16 protein-coding genes are annotated in these 17,688 nt (G+C 71.4%); 5 read left to right on the top strand and 11 right to left on the bottom strand.

Translation table 11 applies throughout. The annotated features are described in order from the left end of the window. Window positions 1–63: 63 nt before the first annotated feature. From OHS18_RS17915 to OHS18_RS17895, 5 genes are all read right to left on the bottom strand, one after another. Complete coding sequence (locus OHS18_RS17915) at window positions 64–1,518, bottom strand: alpha/beta hydrolase (protein ID WP_328617814.1); 1,455 nt, start codon at window positions 1,516–1,518, stop codon at window positions 64–66. A gap of 142 nt (window positions 1,519–1,660) precedes the next feature. Beyond that, a complete protein-coding gene (locus tag OHS18_RS17910) occupies window positions 1,661–2,659 on the bottom strand; it encodes a TIGR03842 family LLM class F420-dependent oxidoreductase (protein ID WP_328451143.1) in 999 nt (332 codons plus the stop codon). A 10-nt stretch (window positions 2,660–2,669) separates the two neighbouring features. Continuing rightward, the gene (gene hydA / locus OHS18_RS17905; protein WP_328617813.1) at window positions 2,670–4,052 is read right to left on the bottom strand and encodes a dihydropyrimidinase; all 1,383 of its coding nucleotides are present in this window, start codon (window positions 4,050–4,052) and stop codon (window positions 2,670–2,672) included. Next, window positions 4,052–4,834 carry a nitrilase-related carbon-nitrogen hydrolase gene (locus OHS18_RS17900; protein WP_328458846.1) on the bottom strand — a complete coding sequence of 261 codons (783 nt, stop codon included), beginning with the start codon at window positions 4,832–4,834 and terminating at the stop codon, window positions 4,052–4,054. The genes hydA and OHS18_RS17900 overlap by 1 nt, the downstream gene beginning before the upstream one ends. A gap of 10 nt (window positions 4,835–4,844) precedes the next feature. After that, entirely contained in the window at window positions 4,845–6,398 is a 1,554-nt protein-coding gene (locus OHS18_RS17895; protein WP_328617812.1) for an NCS1 family nucleobase:cation symporter-1, read from the bottom strand. A gap of 270 nt (window positions 6,399–6,668) precedes the next feature. Between OHS18_RS17895 and OHS18_RS17890 the strand changes: the two genes are divergently transcribed. From OHS18_RS17890 to OHS18_RS17880, 3 genes are all read left to right on the top strand, one after another. Further along, on the top strand, window positions 6,669–7,340 hold the full coding sequence (locus tag OHS18_RS17890; RefSeq protein ID WP_328618538.1) for a response regulator transcription factor: 672 nt from the start codon (window positions 6,669–6,671) through the stop codon (window positions 7,338–7,340). After that, window positions 7,337–8,353 carry a HAMP domain-containing sensor histidine kinase gene (locus OHS18_RS17885; RefSeq protein WP_328617811.1) on the top strand — a complete coding sequence of 339 codons (1,017 nt, stop codon included), beginning with the start codon at window positions 7,337–7,339 and terminating at the stop codon, window positions 8,351–8,353. Before OHS18_RS17890 ends, OHS18_RS17885 begins: the two co-directional genes overlap by 4 nt. A 535-nt stretch (window positions 8,354–8,888) precedes the next feature. Beyond that, the gene (locus tag OHS18_RS17880; protein WP_442875389.1) at window positions 8,889–10,349 is read left to right on the top strand and encodes a DUF4153 domain-containing protein; all 1,461 of its coding nucleotides are present in this window, start codon (window positions 8,889–8,891) and stop codon (window positions 10,347–10,349) included. A gap of 93 nt (window positions 10,350–10,442) precedes the next feature. Here OHS18_RS17880 and OHS18_RS17875 read toward each other — a convergent pair whose 3' ends face one another. After that, window positions 10,443–10,805: an SSI family serine proteinase inhibitor gene (locus OHS18_RS17875; RefSeq protein ID WP_328617809.1), complete on the bottom strand. Its 363-nt coding sequence runs from the start codon at window positions 10,803–10,805 to the stop codon at window positions 10,443–10,445. Between the two features lie 28 nt (window positions 10,806–10,833). Next, window positions 10,834–12,471, bottom strand: a complete 1,638-nt coding sequence (locus OHS18_RS17870) for a PucR family transcriptional regulator (RefSeq protein ID WP_328617808.1) — start codon at window positions 12,469–12,471, stop codon at window positions 10,834–10,836. Between the two features lie 146 nt (window positions 12,472–12,617). On the opposite strand from OHS18_RS17870, the gene OHS18_RS17865 reads away from it, so the two are divergent. Both OHS18_RS17865 and OHS18_RS17860 read left to right on the top strand, forming a co-directional pair. Next, window positions 12,618–14,108 (top strand): CoA-acylating methylmalonate-semialdehyde dehydrogenase, encoded by a 1,491-nt coding sequence (locus tag OHS18_RS17865; RefSeq protein WP_328617807.1) that lies wholly within the window; start codon window positions 12,618–12,620, stop codon window positions 14,106–14,108. A gap of 75 nt (window positions 14,109–14,183) precedes the next feature. Beyond that, window positions 14,184–15,047: an aldo/keto reductase gene (locus OHS18_RS17860; RefSeq protein WP_328617806.1), complete on the top strand. Its 864-nt coding sequence runs from the start codon at window positions 14,184–14,186 to the stop codon at window positions 15,045–15,047. A gap of 66 nt (window positions 15,048–15,113) precedes the next feature. On the opposite strand, the gene OHS18_RS17855 is transcribed toward OHS18_RS17860, so the two are convergent. Genes OHS18_RS17855 through OHS18_RS17840 form a run of 4 tightly spaced genes read right to left on the bottom strand, consistent with a single transcriptional unit; the run spans window position 15,114 to window position 17,558 of the window. Then, window positions 15,114–15,605 carry a hypothetical protein gene (locus tag OHS18_RS17855; RefSeq protein ID WP_328617805.1) on the bottom strand — a complete coding sequence of 164 codons (492 nt, stop codon included), beginning with the start codon at window positions 15,603–15,605 and terminating at the stop codon, window positions 15,114–15,116. Beyond that, window positions 15,602–16,807, bottom strand: a complete 1,206-nt coding sequence (locus OHS18_RS17850) for a hypothetical protein (protein WP_328617804.1) — start codon at window positions 16,805–16,807, stop codon at window positions 15,602–15,604. The genes OHS18_RS17855 and OHS18_RS17850 overlap by 4 nt, the downstream gene beginning before the upstream one ends. Beyond that, complete coding sequence (locus tag OHS18_RS17845) at window positions 16,804–17,124, bottom strand: type VII secretion target (RefSeq protein ID WP_328617803.1); 321 nt, start codon at window positions 17,122–17,124, stop codon at window positions 16,804–16,806. Before OHS18_RS17845 ends, OHS18_RS17850 begins: the two co-directional genes overlap by 4 nt. After that, complete coding sequence (locus tag OHS18_RS17840; protein WP_328451166.1) at window positions 17,124–17,558, bottom strand: YbaB/EbfC family nucleoid-associated protein; 435 nt, start codon at window positions 17,556–17,558, stop codon at window positions 17,124–17,126. The genes OHS18_RS17845 and OHS18_RS17840 overlap by 1 nt, the downstream gene beginning before the upstream one ends. Window positions 17,559–17,688: the final 130 nt, after the last annotated feature.

Genomic DNA, 17,688 nt, shown 5'->3' with positions numbered 1-17,688 from the left:
TCAATCGCCAGAGTCGCCGCGGCCGCCCGGTCCGTTACAGACCGGACGGCCGCGACCCTCGGGTCAGCCGAACGGGCCCTTGTCCGGGGCGCAGACCACGCCTCGCGCCGGGACTGTGCCCGTCAGGAAATACGTGTCCAGCGACTTGTCGACACACGCGCTCTTGCCGCGGGAACCGTGGCCGTACGTGTCGAGGGTTAGCAAGCGGGCGTTGGCCAGCAGCTTCTCCGTGCGCTGCGCGCCGTCGTACGGGGTCTCCAGGTCGCCCTGCTTGTTGGCCAGCAGGAGGATCGGGGCTGTCGGGCGGTTCCACGGGCCCGTGTAGCGGCCCGTATCCGTGACGTCCCAGCTCGCGCACGGGAGCGTCTTGTAGACGTCGTACGGGCCGAAGCCGCGGCCGATTCGGTCGGCTGCGCGGGCGTAGTCCGCCCAGACCGCCGGGTCACGCGGGTTCGCCGCGTCCGAGCACAGGGTTGCGCCGCCGCCCAGCATCGAATCGACGTCCGGGGGGCCGCCGGCGGACGCCGGGGCGAGCGACGATGGGTCTGCCAGCGCGGTGAGGAACGCCGCCAGCTGCGGGGCTGCCTGGGCGTCCGTCAGGTAGTTGTGGATCTGGGCGATCGCGCTCTGGTACGTGACGGCGATCTGGCGACCGTTGGTGTCCGTTACCGTGATCGGGCCGGTCGCCAAGCGGTCGAGGATGGCCGGGTAGTCGAAGGTGCAGCGCGCGGCACAGGCGTCCAAAAAGGACTGGAGCGCCCGCGGGCCGTCGACGTAGCCCGCCAGCCGGTAGCTCATCGGGCCCGTGCCGGTCGCCCAGCGCGACGGGTCGTCGACGGCGTCCAAGGCCAGTGTGCCGACGCGACCGGGGAACAGGTTCGCGTACGTCTCGCCGATGTACGTGCCGTACGACTTCCCGTAGTAGCGCAGCTTCGGCTCGCCGAACGCGGCGCGCAGGCGGTCCAGGTCGCGGGCGATCGTGCCGGTGGACAGGTGGTTCACCAGCGGCCCGGCGTTCTGCTCGCACAGGTCGGTCACGGTCCGGGTGTCCGCGATCTGCTGCTGCTCGGCTTCCGGGGTCAGCGGGAACGTCCCGAGCGCCCGCTGCAGCACTTCCAGCTGCGACGGATCGGTGAAGCAGTGGATCTTCGAGCTCGCCCCGACCCCGCGTGGGTCGATCCCGACGATGTCGTAGCGGGTGTGCAGGAAAGGTGTCAAGGCCGGCGCGAAGCGGCCGGACGAGCCCGGGCCGCCCGGGTTGTAGAAGATCGTGCCCAGCTTGTGGGCCTGGTCGGTGGCGGGCAGACGGCCGATCGCCACCGACACCGTCCCGGCGGACGGGTCCTGATAGGACAGTGGGACGTCGAGGCGGCCGCAGTCGTATCCGGCCGGCGAGCCGGTGGGGCAGGGCTCCCAGACGATTCCGGCGGGGCTCGCCACCGCCGCGGGCGCGAGTGCGCCCACCGCGAGCGTGGCGGCCCCCAGAGCCAGCGCAGCACGGAGTTTCGGAGATCTCATGGGCCCGATCGTCCCGCCGCCGGGACCGGGGGCGCGCTGGTGCGCGCCCCCGGAACCGAGGTAGGGCGAGCCCTACGCACACCGAAAGCCGTGAAGGCCTCCTTCCCGGCCGTAAGAGCCGGTAAGGAGGCCTTCACGGCTTTCAGGCGGTGAGCTTCGGGATGATCTGCGAGCCGTACGAGGAGAGGGTCGCCTCGCGGTCGTCGTGCATCAGGTACAGCGAGAACTGGTCCACGCCCAGCTCCGCCAGCTCTTGCAGGCGGGAGACGTGCGCCGAAGGCGGGCCCAGCAGGCAGAACCGGTCGACGATCTCGTCCGGGACGAACTCCGTCGACGGGTTGCCCGCTTTGCCGTGGTGGCTGTAGTCGTACCCCTCCCGCTCGCGGATGTAGTCGGTCAGCTCCTTCGGCACCGCCCCGGAAGATCCGTAGCGCGCGACCAGGTCCGCGACGTGGTTGCCGACCATCCCGCCGAACCAGCGCAGCTGCTCGCGCTGGTGCGCCAGGTCGTCGCCGACGTACGCCGGGGCCGCGACGCAGATCGTGATGCCGCCCGGATCGCGCCCGGCCGCCCGCGCCGCGTCCCGCACCGCGCCGATCGTCCAGCGCGCGATCGCCGGGTCCGCGCACTGCAGGATGAAGCCGTCGGCGTGCTCGCCGACCGTCTTCAGCGCCTTCGGCCCGTACCCGGCCATCCACATTTCCAGCCGGCCGTTGCGGATCCACGGGATCTGCACGGTCGTCTCGTTCATCTCGACCGCCCGCCCTTCGGCGAGCTCCTTGACCACGTGCATGCAGTCGCGCACGGTGGCCAAAGTGGACGGTGGCTTCCCGACGACCCGGTGCGCGGAGTCGCCGCGGCCGATGCCGCAGACCGTCCGGTTGCCGTACATGTCGTTGAGCGTGGCGAACGTCGACGCCATCACCGACCAGTCGCGGGTGCCCGGGCTGGTCACCATCGGCCCGACCACCAGCGACGACGTCGCGGCCAGGATCGCCGAGTAGATGACGAACGGCTCCTGCCACAGCACGCAGGAGTCGAACGTCCAGCCGTAGCGGAACCCGGCGTCCTCGGCGTCCTTCATCAGCCGCACGACGTCCCGCGCGGGCGGGTCCGTCTGCAGCACGATCCCGAAGTCCATCGGCCGCTCCTCAGTTCAGGTACTGGTTCAGCGAACGGGACAGGAACTTGCCGTGCGACGTCGACCCGGTGAACCCGTCAGGCGACACCACGACACGCCCCCGGGACAGCACCGTGTGCACGCGACCGGTCAGCTCGAACCCTTCGTACGCCGAGTAGTCCACGTTCATGTGGTGCGTCTCGGCCGACAGCGTCTGGGTCGCAGTGGGGTCGTAGACGACGATGTCGGCGTCCGAACCCGCGGCGATCACACCCTTGCGCGGGTACAGCCCGAACATCCGCGCCGGCGTCGCCGAGCACGTCTCGACCCAGCGCCCGAGCGTCAGCTCACCCGCGACGACGCCCTGGTGCAGCAGGTCCATCCGGTGCTCGACCCCCGGGATCCCGTTCGGGATCGCCCGGAAGTCGCCGCGGCCCAGCTCCTTCTGGTCCTTGAAGCAGAACGGGCAGTGGTCGGTCGACACCACGGACAGGTCGTTCGTCCGCAGCCCGCGCCACAGGTCGGCCTGGTGCGACTTCTCCCGCAGCGGCGGCGACGCGACGTACTTCGCGCCCTCGAAGTCCGGCTTGGCCAGGTCCTCAATGGACAGGTAGAGGTACTGCGGGCATGTTTCGGCGAAGACGTTCTGGCCGTCGTTGCGCGCCTCGGCGACCGCCGCAAGCGCTTGCGACGCCGAGAGGTGCACGATGTAGAGCGGCGAGCCGGTGACCTTCGCGAGCTGGATCGCCCGTGACGTCGCCTCGCCCTCCAGCTCCGGCGGCCGGGTCAGGCCGTGCTGCACCGGGTCGGTGTTGCCGGCGGCCACCGCCTGCGCGGCCAGCTGGTCGATCGCGATGCCGTTCTCCGCGTGCATCATGATCGTGGCGCCGATCTCGCGCGCCTTCTGCATGGCCAGCAGGATTTCGCCGTCGGTCGAGTAGAACACGCCCGGGTAGGCCATGAACATCTTGAAGCTGCCGACCCCGGCGTCGACGCAGGCCTCCATCTCCTTCAGCGACTGGTCGTTGACGTCGGAGACGATCATGTGGAAGCCGTAGTCGATCGCGCAGTTGCCGTCCGCTTTGGAGTGCCACTTGTCCATCGTGGACAGCAGCGACGTGCCCTTGGCCTGCACGGCGAAGTCGATGATCGTCGTCGTGCCGCCCCAGGCCGCGGCCGTGGTGCCGGTCGAGAACGTGTCGACCGAATGCGTGCCGCCGAACGGCATCTCCATGTGCGTGTGCGCGTCGATCCCGCCGGGCAGCACGTACTTGCCGGTCGCGTCGATCGTCTCGTCGCCGCTCAGTGTGCCGGGCGCGCCGACGGCGGCGATGGTCTCGCCGTCCACCAGCACGTCCGCCAGCAGAGCGCCCGACGGCGAGACGACCTGGCCACCCTTGATGAGCGTGGTCATCAGGCCTCCGTGAGGGGGCCGTAGGTGTCCGGCCGGCGGTCGCGGTAGAACGCCCAGAGGTCCCGGACCTCGTCGAGCAGCGTCATGTCGAGGTCGCGGATGACGACCTCGTCGTCGGTGTCGGACGCCGCGTCGCCGATCAGCTGGCCGCGCGGGTCGGCGAAGTACGTCTGGCCGTAGAAGTCGTTCTCTCCCAATGGTTCCACGCCGACGCGGTTGATCGCGCCGACGAAGTACTCGTTCGCCACCGCGGCCGCCGGCTGCTCCAGCTTCCACAGGTACTGCGACAGGCCCCGGCTGGTCGCCGACGGGTTGAACACGATCTTCGCGCCTGCCAGGCCCAGCGCGCGCCAGCCCTCCGGGAAGTGCCGCTCGTAGCAGATGTAGACGCCGATGCGGCCCACGGCGGTGTCGAACACCGGGTAGCCCAGGTTCCCGGGCCGGAAGTAGAACTTCTCCCAGAACCCCTTGACCTGCGGGATGTGGTTCTTGCGGTGCTTGCCGAGGTACGTGCCGTCGGCGTCGATCACCGCGGCGGTGTTGTAGTAGACGCCGGGCTGCTCGACCTCGTACATCGGCACGATCAGCACCACGCCGTGGCGCTCGGCGACCTCCTGCATGAGTTTGGTCGTCGGCCCGTCCGGGATACCCTCGGTGTAGGAGTAGAACTCGGTGTCCTGCACCTGGCAGAAGTAGGGGCCGTAGAACAGTTCCTGCAGGCAGACGACCTGGGCGCCCTGCGAGGCGGCGGAGGCGATGTGGTCGACCGCCGCCTTGATCATGGACTCCTTGTCACCCGTCCACCGCTGCTGGATCAATGCGGCTCGGACCACGCTCACTGGCTTCCTCCTTGTTAGCGGACAGAGAGAGGGCGGCGAAGACGGCGAACGCCGCGACGAAGCCGACCACCCAGTTGTAGTCGTAAAGCGGCTTGAGGAACGGGATCAGCCCGCCGTCGGGGAACGGCCCGCCATAGGCACCGCCGACCGAAAGAACGGCTCCGACCAGCGTCGCGACCAGCGCGCGCCAGTTCCAGCCGCCACTGAACCAATACACCCCATCGGGTGTGTAGAGGTCCTTCAGCTTGAGCTTCGTGCGGGCGATCACCCAGTACCCGGCGACGAGCACGCCGGCGACCGCGCCGAGCAGGCCGCCGTAGAAGCCGAGCCACGCGAAGATGTAGATGTTCGGGTCGGAGTAGAGGCGCCACGGCTGGATCAGGACGCCGATGACGCCGGTGATCCCGCCGCCGACCGCGAAGGTGATCTTCTTCGGGAAGGCGTTGGAGAAGTCGTAGGACGGGCTGACGACGTTGGCCGCGAGGTTCGCCGAGATCGTCGCGAGCACCAGCGCGACCAGCGCGACGACGACCACGACCGGGCTGGTGAACTTGTCGGCCAGCTGCGCCGGGTCCCAGATGTCCTCGCCGTAGAGCACGTGCCCGCCCGACGTGGTCAGGATGGCCACGATCGCGATGAACGTCATCGTCGTCGGCAGGCCGAGGATCTGGCCGCGGACCTGCTTGCGCTGGCTGCCGCCGAAACGCGTGAAGTCCGGCATGTTCAGCGAGAGCGTCGACCAGAACGCGATCATCGCCATCAGCGACGGCGCGAACACCTTCCAGAAGTCCGGGCCCCAGCCGAGCTTGCCGCCGTCGGCCAGGATCGGGCCGAGCCCGCCCGCCTTGACCAGCACGTAGCCGAGCATGATCAGGAAGCCGACCGACACCAGGGGCGCCGTCCAGTTCTCGAACCGGCGGACCGCCTCCATGCCGCGCCAGATGATCAGCATCTGGCCGATCCAGAAGACCACGAAGGACAGCCAGAGCGTCCAGTGCTGCCCGGCGATCTCCGGTGCGTCCCGCCACCACGAGCCGAGCAGGCGCCCGAGGATGACGTAGATAGCCTCGCCGCCGACCCAGGTCTGGATGCCGAACCAGCCGCAGGCGATGAACGCCCGCAGCAGCGCGGCCAGGTTGGCGCCGCGCATGCCGTAGAAGGCGCGGGCGAACACGGGGAACGGGATGCCGTACTTCGTGCCGGCGTGGCTGTTGAGCAGCATCGGCGCCAGCACGACCAGGTTGCCGATGGTGATGGTGATCAGCGCCTGGACCCAGTTCATGCCGAGCGCGATCAGCGACGCGGCCAGGGCGTAGCTGGGGATGTTGTGCGCCATCCCCATCCAGAGCGCGAAGTAGTTGTAGGTGGTCCAGGTCCGTTTCTCGACGGGGACGGGGGCCAGTTCGTCGTTGAAGAACCGGCTGCCTTCGAGAGACCGGACGTCACCGGGTTCGAGCTCGACCCGGCCGTCCTCGTGCACGCGCTGGTCTGCGGGTGTCGGCGCCATTGCGGAATCCTGCTCGCCGGGGTGCGCGCGGTGGCATTGGCAGACTGTTCACTCTTCGCCGCGTCGGAACGCAGACTGTCGATTGCGTTCACGCCGTCGCAATGCATGACGTACGTCACACATCACGCCGTAGTCCCCACGCAACCTCTTCGCAACACGCGGCGTCCGTGACCTGCCGGTTCACGGTCTCCACAGGATCTCCACAGTTCGCGCGGACCGTCTCCACCTCCGGTGCTTAAAGTCGCCCTCATGGAACCGGTAGGGCGGCGCGTGCTCGTCGTCGAGGACGACGTCACCATCGCCGCGTCGATCGCGGCCCGGCTGCGGGCCGAAGGGTTCACCGTGGACGTCGCCCACGACGGGCCGGCCGCCGTCGAGGCCGAGGCGTCCTGGGAACCGGACCTGGTGGTGCTGGACGTGATGCTCCCCGGGTTCGACGGCCTGGAGGTCTGCCGCCGGATCCAGGGGCGGCGGCCGGTGCCCGTGCTGATGCTGACCGCGCGCGCCGACGAGACGGACATGCTGGTCGGGCTCGGCGTCGGCGCCGACGACTACTTGACGAAGCCGTTCTCGATGCGGGTCCTGACGGCCCGCGTGCACGCGCTGCTGCGGCGGGTCGAGCGGTCTTCGTCCGGGCACGGCGCGCGGATCGTGCTCGGCGACCTCGAGATCGACGTCGACCAGCGGCGCGTCGCCCGGGCCGGGGTGGCGGCGCAGCTGACGCCGATCGAGTTCGACCTGCTGGTGCACTTCGCGCGCCGGCCGCGGGTGGTGCAGCCGCGGGAACGGCTGCTCTCGGAGGTGTGGGACTGGGACGTCCACGGCACGTCCGCGGCGACGCGGGCGGTGGACAGCCACATCAAGGCGTTGCGCCGGAAGCTCGGGGCGGACCTGATCCGCACCGTGCACGGCGTCGGCTACGCGCTGGAGGCGGGATCGTGAAGCGGGTCGTCGTGAAGGTGGCGGAGCTGCTGCCGCGGCCGCTGGACCGCGTCCGGTCGATCAAGCTGAAGCTGGCGATCCTGATGCTCGGGTCCGGCGGCGTCGCGTTCGCCTTCTTCAACTGGCAGATCGGCTGGCTGCCGCCGAAGACGACGATCACGGCGATGGTGCTCGCCTTGGTGCTGTCGCAGGTGCTGGCGCACGGGATGACCCGGCCGCTACGCGAGATGACCGGCGCGGTGCGGGCGATGGCGAAGGGCGACTACACGCGTCGCGTCCGCGCCACCACGCGCGACGAGGTGGGCGAGCTCGCGCAGGCGTTCAACCTGATGACGGGGGACCTCGGCGACGCCGACCGGCAGCGGCGCGAGCTGATCGCGAACGTGTCCCACGAGCTGCGGACGCCGATCACGGCGTTGAGCGGAGTGCTGGAGAACCTCGTGGACGGCGTCGAGGACCCGGACCCGGCGACGTTGAAGACGGCGTTGCAGCAGACCGAACGGCTGGCGACGCTGGTCGACGAGCTGCTGGACCTCTCGCGCCTGGACGCGGGGGCGATCCCGCTGCACAAGACGTCGTTCCCCCTGTCTTCGTTGTTGTCCGAGGCGGTCTCCGAGGCCGCGTTGGTGCGCGGGGTGCGCTTCGAGGTGTCGGTGTCCCCGCCGGACGCGGTGGTGACGGCGGATCGCGGACGGCTGTTCCAGGTGGTGGCGAACCTCCTGGAGAACGCGGCCCGGCACGGGCCCGCGGGCGGCGTGGTGCGGATTCTCGCGGAGCTGCGGGTGGGTGAGGTGCGCATCGAGGTGTGCGACGAGGGCCCGGGCATCGCGCCGGCGGACCGGACGCGGGTCTTCGAGCGCTTCACGCGCGGCGAGCGGCCGACCGGCGGCGGGACGGGGCTGGGGCTGGCCATCGCGCGGTGGGCCGTGGAGCTGCACGGCGGGTCGATCGGCGTGGTGGAGCCGTCGGCGGGGACCGGTGGCCGGATCCGGGTGACTCTCCCGACGGGCTGAGTTGCCGGTGCCGTGAGGGGTGATGCGGGGTGGAACTCTTGTCGCCACTCATACCCCCGAGGAGTGCTCCGGCGATGAACATTTGCAAAAGTGAACGCGGAAACTCGAGAAGGCAGGCGAAATGCCGAAGTCCAGTGTCGGTGGGAGCGGCGGGGTGCCGCGGGGTAAGCGGACCGCCGCGTCCCGGGTGCCGGGGAACGCGGATCCGGCCGCGGCGGGAGGTGGCGTGGCCGGGCGGGGGACCGGTGCGGCGTGGTCCGGAGAGGACACCGCGGATGTGGGGGCAACGGTGCGGGAGCCCGGGATGGTGGGGCGTGGTGTGGTCGGGCGGGGGTCCGGTGCGGCGCGGGTCGGGGCCGGCGAGGGTGGCGCGGGGTCCGGGGTGGCGGGGCGCCGTGCGGTCGGGCGGGCCCGTGGCGCGGCGCGGTTCGAAGGGGACGTCACTACCGGGGAAAGCGGTGGTGGTGCGGGTGGTCGGGGGACCGGCCCGACCCGGGAATCCGGAGTCGCCGCGCCGGGGCTCGCGGGTGGTGGGGTGGCCGTGGCCGCGCCACCTGTGTTGCTGCGGCCGCTGCCGCCGCCCAAGTCCGCCGTCGTTCCGCTTCCGTCAGCCGTGCTGCCCGCCGCCGGGATCGCCGGGGTGGCCGGTGCGCTCCTGCTGCCCGTCGACCGGCCCGGCATCGGGTGGCTGCTCACCGGGGTCGCCGTCGTCGGCGCCGTCGCGGTCGCCGACCGGCGGGCGCGGGAAGGGCACAAGGGCGCTCTCACCTGGGGGAACGCCGGGTGGGCCGCGCTCTCCCTCGGGCTGCTGAGCATGGGGGCGATCCGGGCGTCCGGGTGGCTGTTCGTCCTCTGCGTGCTGGCCGCCGTCTTCACCGGGTCGCTCGCGGTCGTGGGCAACCGGACCGTCCACACCGTGCTCTACGACATGTTCGCCGTCCCGTTCGAAGCCCTGCGGGCGATTCCGTGGGCCGGCCGGGGGATCGGGAAGTTCACCGCGCGGCGGGACGGCGTCGCGCGGCGGATCGCGCTCGCCGTCCTGGCCGCCGCCGCGCTCGTCGCCGTCTTCGTGCCGCTGCTGGCCAGTGCCGATCCCGACTTCGCCGCGCTTGTCGAGGCGATGATCCCCGAGCTGAGTTTCGGGACCGTCGTGCGGTGGTGTCTCGTCTTCGCCGTCGCCGCGCTGCTCGTGGCCGGGGCGTGCTACTTCCTCGCCGCGCCACCGGCCCGGGCGACGGCCGACCGTCCACAGCAGAGCAAATACGGTCTGGAGTGGACGGTCCCGCTCGTGGTTCTCGTGCTGATCTTCAGCGTCTGGGTCGGGGTCCGGCTGGTCGTGCTGTTCGGCGGCACCGCCTACGTCCTGCGCACCAACGGCCTGACCGCGGCCGAGTACGCCCGCGGCGGCTTCTGGCAGCTCTGCGCGGTCACCGTGCTGACCCTGGCCATCGTCGCCGCCGCGCTGCGCTGGGCTCCGGACGCCGCGTCGGCCGATCGCCTCCGCCAGCGTGTCCTGCTGGGGGCGCTCAGCGTGCTCAGCCTGGTGCTCGTCGGGTCCGCGCTGAGTCGCATGTGGACTTACCAGCAGGCCTACGGCTTCACCGTGCTCCGCCTGCTGGTCGAGGTCTGCGAATTCTGGTTCGGCGCGGTCTTCGTGCTGGTGGGGGCGTCGCTGGTCAAGCTGCGCTCGACGTGGCTGCCGCGCGCCGCGATCGGGACGGCCGCCGCCGCGCTGCTGATCCTCGCGATCCTCGATCCGGAACGTCTCATCGCCGACGCCAACCTCGACCGCGCCGACGCCGGGAAGCCCCTGGACCGCGGGTACCTGTACGGGTTTTCCGCCGACGCCATCCCGGTCGTCGCGGCGCGGCTGCCCGAGCCGGAGCGTTCGTGCGGGCTGCGCCAGATGCTCGGCGACGACACCCCGGACGGCTGGCCCGCCTGGAACCTCAGCCGCGCCACCGCCCGGGACGTTCCCCTCGGCCGCTTCGGCTGAACCGAACGGGCCGCTCGCGCGTGGTCTCTACGTCGAGCGGGAGCCACCGGGCCGTCGTGGGGGCGGCCCGGCGGCTCCCGCGCGCGAAACCCCTCAGAAGCCGAAGACGCCGTCCGAGTCGCGGTCGGCTTCGCAGCGGTTGGCGTAGGTCGTGCGGTACGACGCCGGCTTGCCGCGCCAGGTGCCGACGGCCGTGACGTCCACCGGGGCGTAGATCAGCGTGCAAGCCTGGTGCCGGCCGGTGATCCGGGCGAAGTCGCCGTTCACGCCTTCGAGGACGTCGCACGCCTTCTCGCGCTTCGGGTGCGTGCCGCCGGTCGGGTTACAGGTCAGCACGACCGAGCCGAGCCGGCCGGCGGTGTCGTGGCTGGTCAGCTGCAGGGTCGACGCCGGCGGCTGCGCGGGCGCGAGGCAGCTCAGGCTCAGCAGGCAGGCAGCGAACGGGAGGAGGGCCATATCGGTCTCATCGGCAGGCCGGAGCCGATCACTGTGCTGCACGTCCGGGTGAGTCTTCTTCGCTCGGCCGGGTGAGGTCCAGCGCCAGCAGCGCGACGTAGAGCGAGAGCATCGACTCCGGCTCCTCCAGCCGGACGCCGAGGACCTGCTCGATCCGGGCGAGCTGCTGGTAGTACGCCGTCCGCGAGGTGTGCGCGGCCGCGGCCGCCGCCGACTTGTTGCCGCCCTGCTCGCAGTAGTGCCGCAGCGCCGGCACGAGCCGGCTGCCGGACGCGGCGTCGCGCTGCAGCAGCGGCCCCAGTTCGCGGGTCGCGAACGCCGTCACCCGCTCGTCCCCGGCGAGCAGGTGCAGCAGGCCGCGCAGGCGGACGTCCGAGAGCCGGTGCAGCACCCGCTCCTCACCCGCGCCCAGCGCGGCGGCCGCGACCTGCCCGGCTTCCAGCAGCGTCCGGCTCGCCCCGGCGGGCGAGAGCACCGTGGTGCCGACCGCGAGCACCCCCGGCGCGCTCGAACGGGCCTCGTGGACGTCCGTGGCGAGCCGCTGCAGGACCGCGTCGGCGTTCGCCTCCGGGGACAGCGCGATCAGCGCGCGCACCCCGATGTCGTCGGTCGCCACCAGCGCCGACACCTTCGCGCGGCGCGCCGCCAGCGCCGTCGCCTCGGCCAACTCGCGCAGCACCGGTGGGGTCGACAACGCGGGCCGCCCGATGCCGGTGAACCGCGGCCGCACCGCGAGCCCGACCAGCTGCCGCCCGGTCAGCGGCACGGCCAGCGCGGACGCCCGGGCCAGCAGTTCCGCCGACGGCGCGGGCGAGGTCAGCAGCTCGGCGAGCACCGCGCGGTGGGCCTGGCGCTCGAGGCCGTCGGAGTCCTTGGCGACCAGGCGGTGCACGGCGAGCGCGGACGCGGCGCGCTCGGCGACCACGCGGTGGCGGTGCGGCGGCTGGTCGGCGCACACGACGATCAGCCGCGCCCAGTCGTGGCCGCGCGCGCCGACCACGGTGACCAGCCAGCCCGCGCCCGGGTGGTAGCCGGTGCGCTCGCCGACCTGGACCACCCGCGACCGCGCGGGCCAGCCGGTGAGCAGCTCGGCCGGGTCGGTGCCGGCCGCGTCGTAGGCCAGCACCTCGTGCGAGAGCGTCTCCAGCACCACCGGCTGCTCGGTGAGCCGCGCGACCTCGCCCAGCACGACGCCGGGTTCGGCGCCCGCGACCGTCAGCGCGGTGAACGTCTCGTGCACGCGTTCGGCGGCGCGCAGCTCGGCGACCTGGGCGTCGACGATCTGGCCGTTGACCGCCTCGGTGACGCTCACGAACCGCGTCTCACGCGAGAGCGTGACCAGCGGGAACCCGTGCCGGTCGGCGGCCTCGACCAGGGCCGCGGGCAGCTTGTCGCTCCAGTGCCGGACCAGCTCGATCACGACACCCGCGGCGCCGACCCCGGCCAGGTCGGCGACGTAGCGGGCCAGCGACGGGCCGTCGTCGGGCAGCGCGACGCCGGTCGTCAGCACCAGCTCGCCGCCGCGCAGCAGGTGCGCGATGTCGGCGACCTCGGCGACGTGCGCCCAGCGCACGGGCGCGTCCAGCCCGGCCGCGCCCGCGACGACGTGCGGGCGGCCCTGGCGCAGCACCGGCAGGGCGAGCACCTCGGCGACGGTCGGGTACAACGGCGCCTCGCTGGGGGATGACGGTGAAGATCGGCAGGGACAGACTGTACGGCCGGAGCGGCGAGTCCGTACACGTTGCCGATGGCGTCCGCGTGGCGCCCGCCCGGACACTCGCAGGGACGTCCCCGAGCGAAGGAGTGCCCGTCGTGACCGACCGCATCAGCCACTGGATCGACGGCAAGCCGTTCGCCGGGACCCCGGCGCGCTCCGGCGACGTGTTCGACCCCGCCACCGGCCAGGTCCGCGCGCAGGTCGACTTCGCCGGGCCGGCCGAGGTCGACCAGGCCGTCGCGGCCGCGACGGCGGCGCTGCCGGGCTGGCGCGGGACGTCGCTGGCCGGCCGGACGCGGGTGCTGTTCGCCTTCCGCGAGCTGCTCTCGGCGCGCAAGCACGAGCTGGCGAAGATCGTCACGAGCGAGCACGGCAAGGTCGAGTCGGACGCGGCCGGCGAGATCGCCCGCGCGATCGAGAACGTCGAGTACGCCTGCGGCGCCGCGCAGCTGCTCAAGGGCGGCTTCAGCGAGAACGCCTCCACCGGCGTCGACGTCTATTCGATCGCCCAGCCGCTCGGGGTGGTCGGCGTGATCTCGCCGTTCAACTTCCCGGCGATGGTGCCGCTGTGGTTCGTGCCGAACGCGCTGGCCTGCGGCAACACCGTCGTGCTCAAGCCCAGTGAGAAGGACCCGTCGGCGGCGGTGTTCCTCGCGGAGCTCTTCGCCGAGGCCGGGCTGCCCGCGGGGGTGCTGAACGTGCTGCACGGCGACAAGGTCGCGGTCGACGGGCTGCTGGAGCACCGGGACGTCAAGGCGATCTCGTTCGTCGGGTCGACGCCGATCGCGCGGTACGTCTACGAGACCGGCACCCGGCACGGCAAGCGCGTCCAGGCTCTCGGCGGTGCGAAGAACCACATGATCGTGCTCCCGGACGCCGACCTCGACCTGGCCGCCGACGCCGCGGTGTCCGCCGGGTTCGGCTCGGCGGGGGAGCGCTGCATGGCCGTGTCGGTCGTGGTCGCCGTCGACCCGGTCGGCGACGAACTGGTCGCGAAGATCGCCGAGCGGATCGGGAACCTGAAGGTCGGCGACGGCCGGGACCCGGAGTCCGAGATGGGCCCGCTGGTCACCCGCGCCCACCACGAGCGCGTCGAGTCCTATGTGGACGCCGGGGTCGATGCGGGCGCGTCGCTGGTCGTCGACGGCCGCGGCGTCGAGGTGCCCGGCGACGGCTTCTGGCTCGGCCCGACGCTGTTCGACCACGTGCGCCCGGAGATGTCGATCTACACCGACGAGATCTTCGGCCCGGTGCTGTCGGTGGCGCGCGCGGCGTCCTACGACGACGCGCTGGACCTGATCAACGCCAACCCGTACGGCAACGGCACGGCGATCTTCACCGGGGACGGCGCGGCCGCGCGGCGGTTCCAGAACGAGGTCGAGGTCGGCATGGTCGGCGTCAACGTGCCGATCCCGGTGCCGGTCGGCTATTACTCCTTCGGCGGCTGGAAGGACTCGCTGTTCGGCGACAGCCACGCGTACGGGCCGGAAGGGTTCCACTTCTTCACGCGCACCAAGGTCGTCACGTCGCGCTGGCCCGACCGGTCGCACGCCGGGGTGAACCTGGGGTTCCCGCGCAATTCGTGAGGTGATCCGGGATTGCCGGGCGTGCTCGGGTGGTTGTACTCACCGGAGCACGCCCGACAACGATGGAGACGCGTTATGAGCGACCAGCCCGCCAAGAACTCCGGCTCGTTCACGATCGGTGGCGACCTGCCGGTGACCCGGCTGGGGTACGGCACGATGCAGCTCACCGGTCCCGGCGTCTGGGGCGACCCGAAGGACCCGGACGAGGCCGTCCGCGTGCTGCGGCGTGCCGTCGAGCTGGGTGTCACGCTGATCGACACGGCCGACGTCTACGGCCCGTTCGTCGCCGACCTGCTGCTCAAGAAGGCCCTGCACCCGTACGCCGACGACCTCGTCATCGCGACGAAGGCCGGCTTCACCCGGCAGGGGCCGGACCAGTGGGTCCCGGTCGGCCGCCCCGAGTACCTGCGCCAGCAGGTCGAGCTGAGCCTGCGCCACCTCGGCCTCGAGCGGATCGACCTGCTGCAGCTGCACCGCATCGACCCGAAGGTGCCGGTCGCCGAGCAGGTCGGGGAGCTGAAGAAGCTGCAGGACGAGGGCAAGATCCGGCACATCGGCCTGTCCGAGGTCGGCGTCGCGGACCTGCAGGAGGCGCAGAAGACCGCGGAGATCGTGTCCGTGCAGAACATGTTCAACCTGGCCAAGCGCGACGCCGAGCCGCTGCTGGAGCACGCCACCGAGCACGGCATCGCGTTCATCCCGTGGTTCCCGCTGGCCACCGGCGCGCTCGCCGGCCCGGACAGCCCGCTGGGCACCCTGGCCAAGGAGCACGACGCGTCGCCGTCGCAGCTCGCGCTGGCCTGGCTGCTCAAGCGCTCGCCGGTGGTGCTGCCGATCCCGGGCACGTCCTCGGTCGCGCACGTCGAGGACAACATCGCGGCGGCGGACATCGAGCTGACGGACGCCGAGTTCGACGCCCTGTCCGCGGCGGCCGCCTAGCGCTCGGCTGAGGTCGTGAGTGTTCAGGGCGGTTCTAACCGCCCTGAACACTCACGACCGGCTGTGTCAGGCGGGGAGCACGTTGATCAGCAGCTTGCTGCGCGGCGTGGTGTAGACGGTGTTGGCGCGGTCCGGCTGGATCCGCTCGCGGAGCTTCCGCTCCAGCGGCCGGACCCGGCCGCCCGCCTTCAGGTAGTAGTGCTCGTTGTAGCCCTGGCTGAGCCGGGTGGAGAGCGCGATCGGGTAGTCGCCGGCGGGCCGTCGCGTGCCGAAGTCGTGGGTCCAGCCCGTGGTCGCGACCAGCTGCCCGCTCCGCACGTCCGCCAGCCGGCGCCAGCAGACGAACGCGAACCAGGCGGTGATCGCCAGGATCGGGACGATGGTGCCGAGGCCTTCGGCGGCGGTCTCCGCCACGGCGGAGAGCAGCACCGCCACCACGAGACCGGCGACGACCAGGACGGCCGCCACCCAGAAGTTGAGGTCGAGCAGCTTCCCCCGTTGCGAGGGGTGGAGCCGGCCGTGGCGGTTGGCCAGCTCCACCTCGGCCTGCTCGATCACTCGGCCTCGCCTTCGGGGTGTTCCTTCTCGTAGGCCTCCTGGCCCTCGTGGTAGCGGTCGATCTGTTCGTTCTCCTGACGGCGGCCCTCGGTCACGACCCCGACGGTGTCGGCGGTGCTCCACCCCGGATAGCCGCCGGCCTTCTGCCACTCCGCCGGCTTGAGCGCGCTGCGGCCGTCCTCCGAGTACTTGTCGCCGGCACCTTCGACCTTTTCGCGGCCGGGGACGTGCGACTCGGCGGCGTCACTCCAGCCCTTCGCCGTCTCCTCGGCGGACTTCGCTTCCTTGCCGGCCTGCTTCAGCTCGTTCGCCTTGCGCTCGATGCCCGCGGCCGTGTCGACGCTCTTGTCCACCAGCTTGTCGACGCCCTTGCCCACCTTCTTCAGCGCGTTCGCCGCGCCCTCCAGGGCCGCCTTCGACTTGCCGGCGCCCTTCGCGAGGCTCTCCAGCTTCTCGACGATCTTCGTGATGCGCGTGCTGATCTTCTCCGCCAGGACCCCGCCCTCGACGACGGTGTCGGCGATGAACGCCGCGATCGTCCCGCCGAAGGTGCACCACGACGCGGCCAGCGCGGCCAGCGCCTTGACGATCAGCTCACCGACGAACGACGAGATCATGTCGCGGATCAGCCCGCGCTCGGTGCCGACCAGCGCGGCGCCGACGTTCATCGCCGTCGACGCGCTGTCGGCGTGCGAAGCCGCTCCGCGCAGGACGCCGACGTAGCTCTCCGCCGTCCGTTGGTACGCCTCCGCGGAGCCGCAGTCGCTGAACGACTGCCCGACCTTCGCCGCCGTCCGCTCGTACTGCTCGGCCGTCTCGGTGAGCTGCTTCGAGATGTTCGACCAGGTCACGGCCTTGGCCGTGACGGCTTCGGGCTTGCCGGCGAGCTTGTCGAGACCGTCCTTGAGGAAGCTGATGTGCTCGATCAGCCAGCCGACCCCCGCGCCGGCCAGCGTGCCGAGCGGGTCCATCGCCGCGCCGAGCAGGTCGAGGGCGTCGGTGCCGACGTCCATGGCGAGGTTGCCCCAGTCGCCGTTGCGCGCGTCGGTCAGCGTCGAGGCGGCGTCGCTGAAGATGCCGGCGCCGCCGGTCTGGGCGTTGACGTTGTCCAGCTCGCCCTTCGAGCCGTCACCCATCCCGCTCCAGAAACCGCCCGGGGACTCGCTCGTCGCGACCAGCGGGTTCTCCTGCGTCTCGGTCATGCCGGCAGCTCCTTGCCGATGCCTTCGATCAGGTTCCTGGTGTGCTGCTCGTGCTCGCTGAACGCCGTGTGCGCGGTCTTCACCCGGTCCGCGACGTCGTGCCCGGCGTCGACGGCGGCCTGGAGGAAGCCGTCGGCCTGGTCGATCCACCCCTGGATCGGGACGGCGAAGACCTGCCCGACGATGCCGAACGCGTCGAAGTCGAGCGCCTGGGCGGTGCCCGCGGCGTCGAGCGCCTGCTGCACCTTGCCGGCGACCTCGCGGATCTCGTCCTCGTGGCCGCCGAGGACGTCGAAGTCGACCTTCATGGCGGTCATCACAGCCCCCGGCGCAGGATCGGGCCGCCGAAGTCCTCGTCCTCACCCGGCCGCGGCGGCGGTTTCCGGGCGAATTCCCGAGGTGATTCCTCTTCGGGCAATTCCGGCTCGGGAATCTGTTCCCGGAGGAATTTCATCGCGTCGCTGTCCGCGCCGATCACCGGGGCCATCACGCTCGTCAGCTGCTGGGCCGCCTGCACCTGGGCGCGTTTCGCGGTGGCCACCACGGCCGCCGCGAGGCGGGCGCGCGGCAGCTCGTCGGCACGCGGCCCGAAGGTGAGTTCCTGCAGCGCACCGCTGGTGTTGACGGTCACCGTGACGGCGCCGTCGGCGCTCGTGGCCGTCGCCGAGATGTGCTGGAGGCGGACCTTGGCCTCCGCGGCGCGTCGGGCGATTTCGGGCATTCCGGCCGAAGCGGGTTCAGTGGTGTTCACGGCGACCTCGAAAGTCGGGGGAGGGCATGCGGATCAGAGGCAGCAAACCCCGTTTCGGTTCCGCCGACAACCCGGAAAATCTTTCCGAGAACAACGCATGGGAATTCATTTGTCCGTTCTTTACCCGGGG

The sequence above is a fragment of the Amycolatopsis sp. NBC_00355 genome (assembly GCF_036104975.1).
Taxonomy (GTDB): domain Bacteria; phylum Actinomycetota; class Actinomycetes; order Mycobacteriales; family Pseudonocardiaceae; genus Amycolatopsis.
Note: the sequence above shows the minus strand (reverse complement) of the source record. Positions and strands in the feature narration are given on the sequence as shown.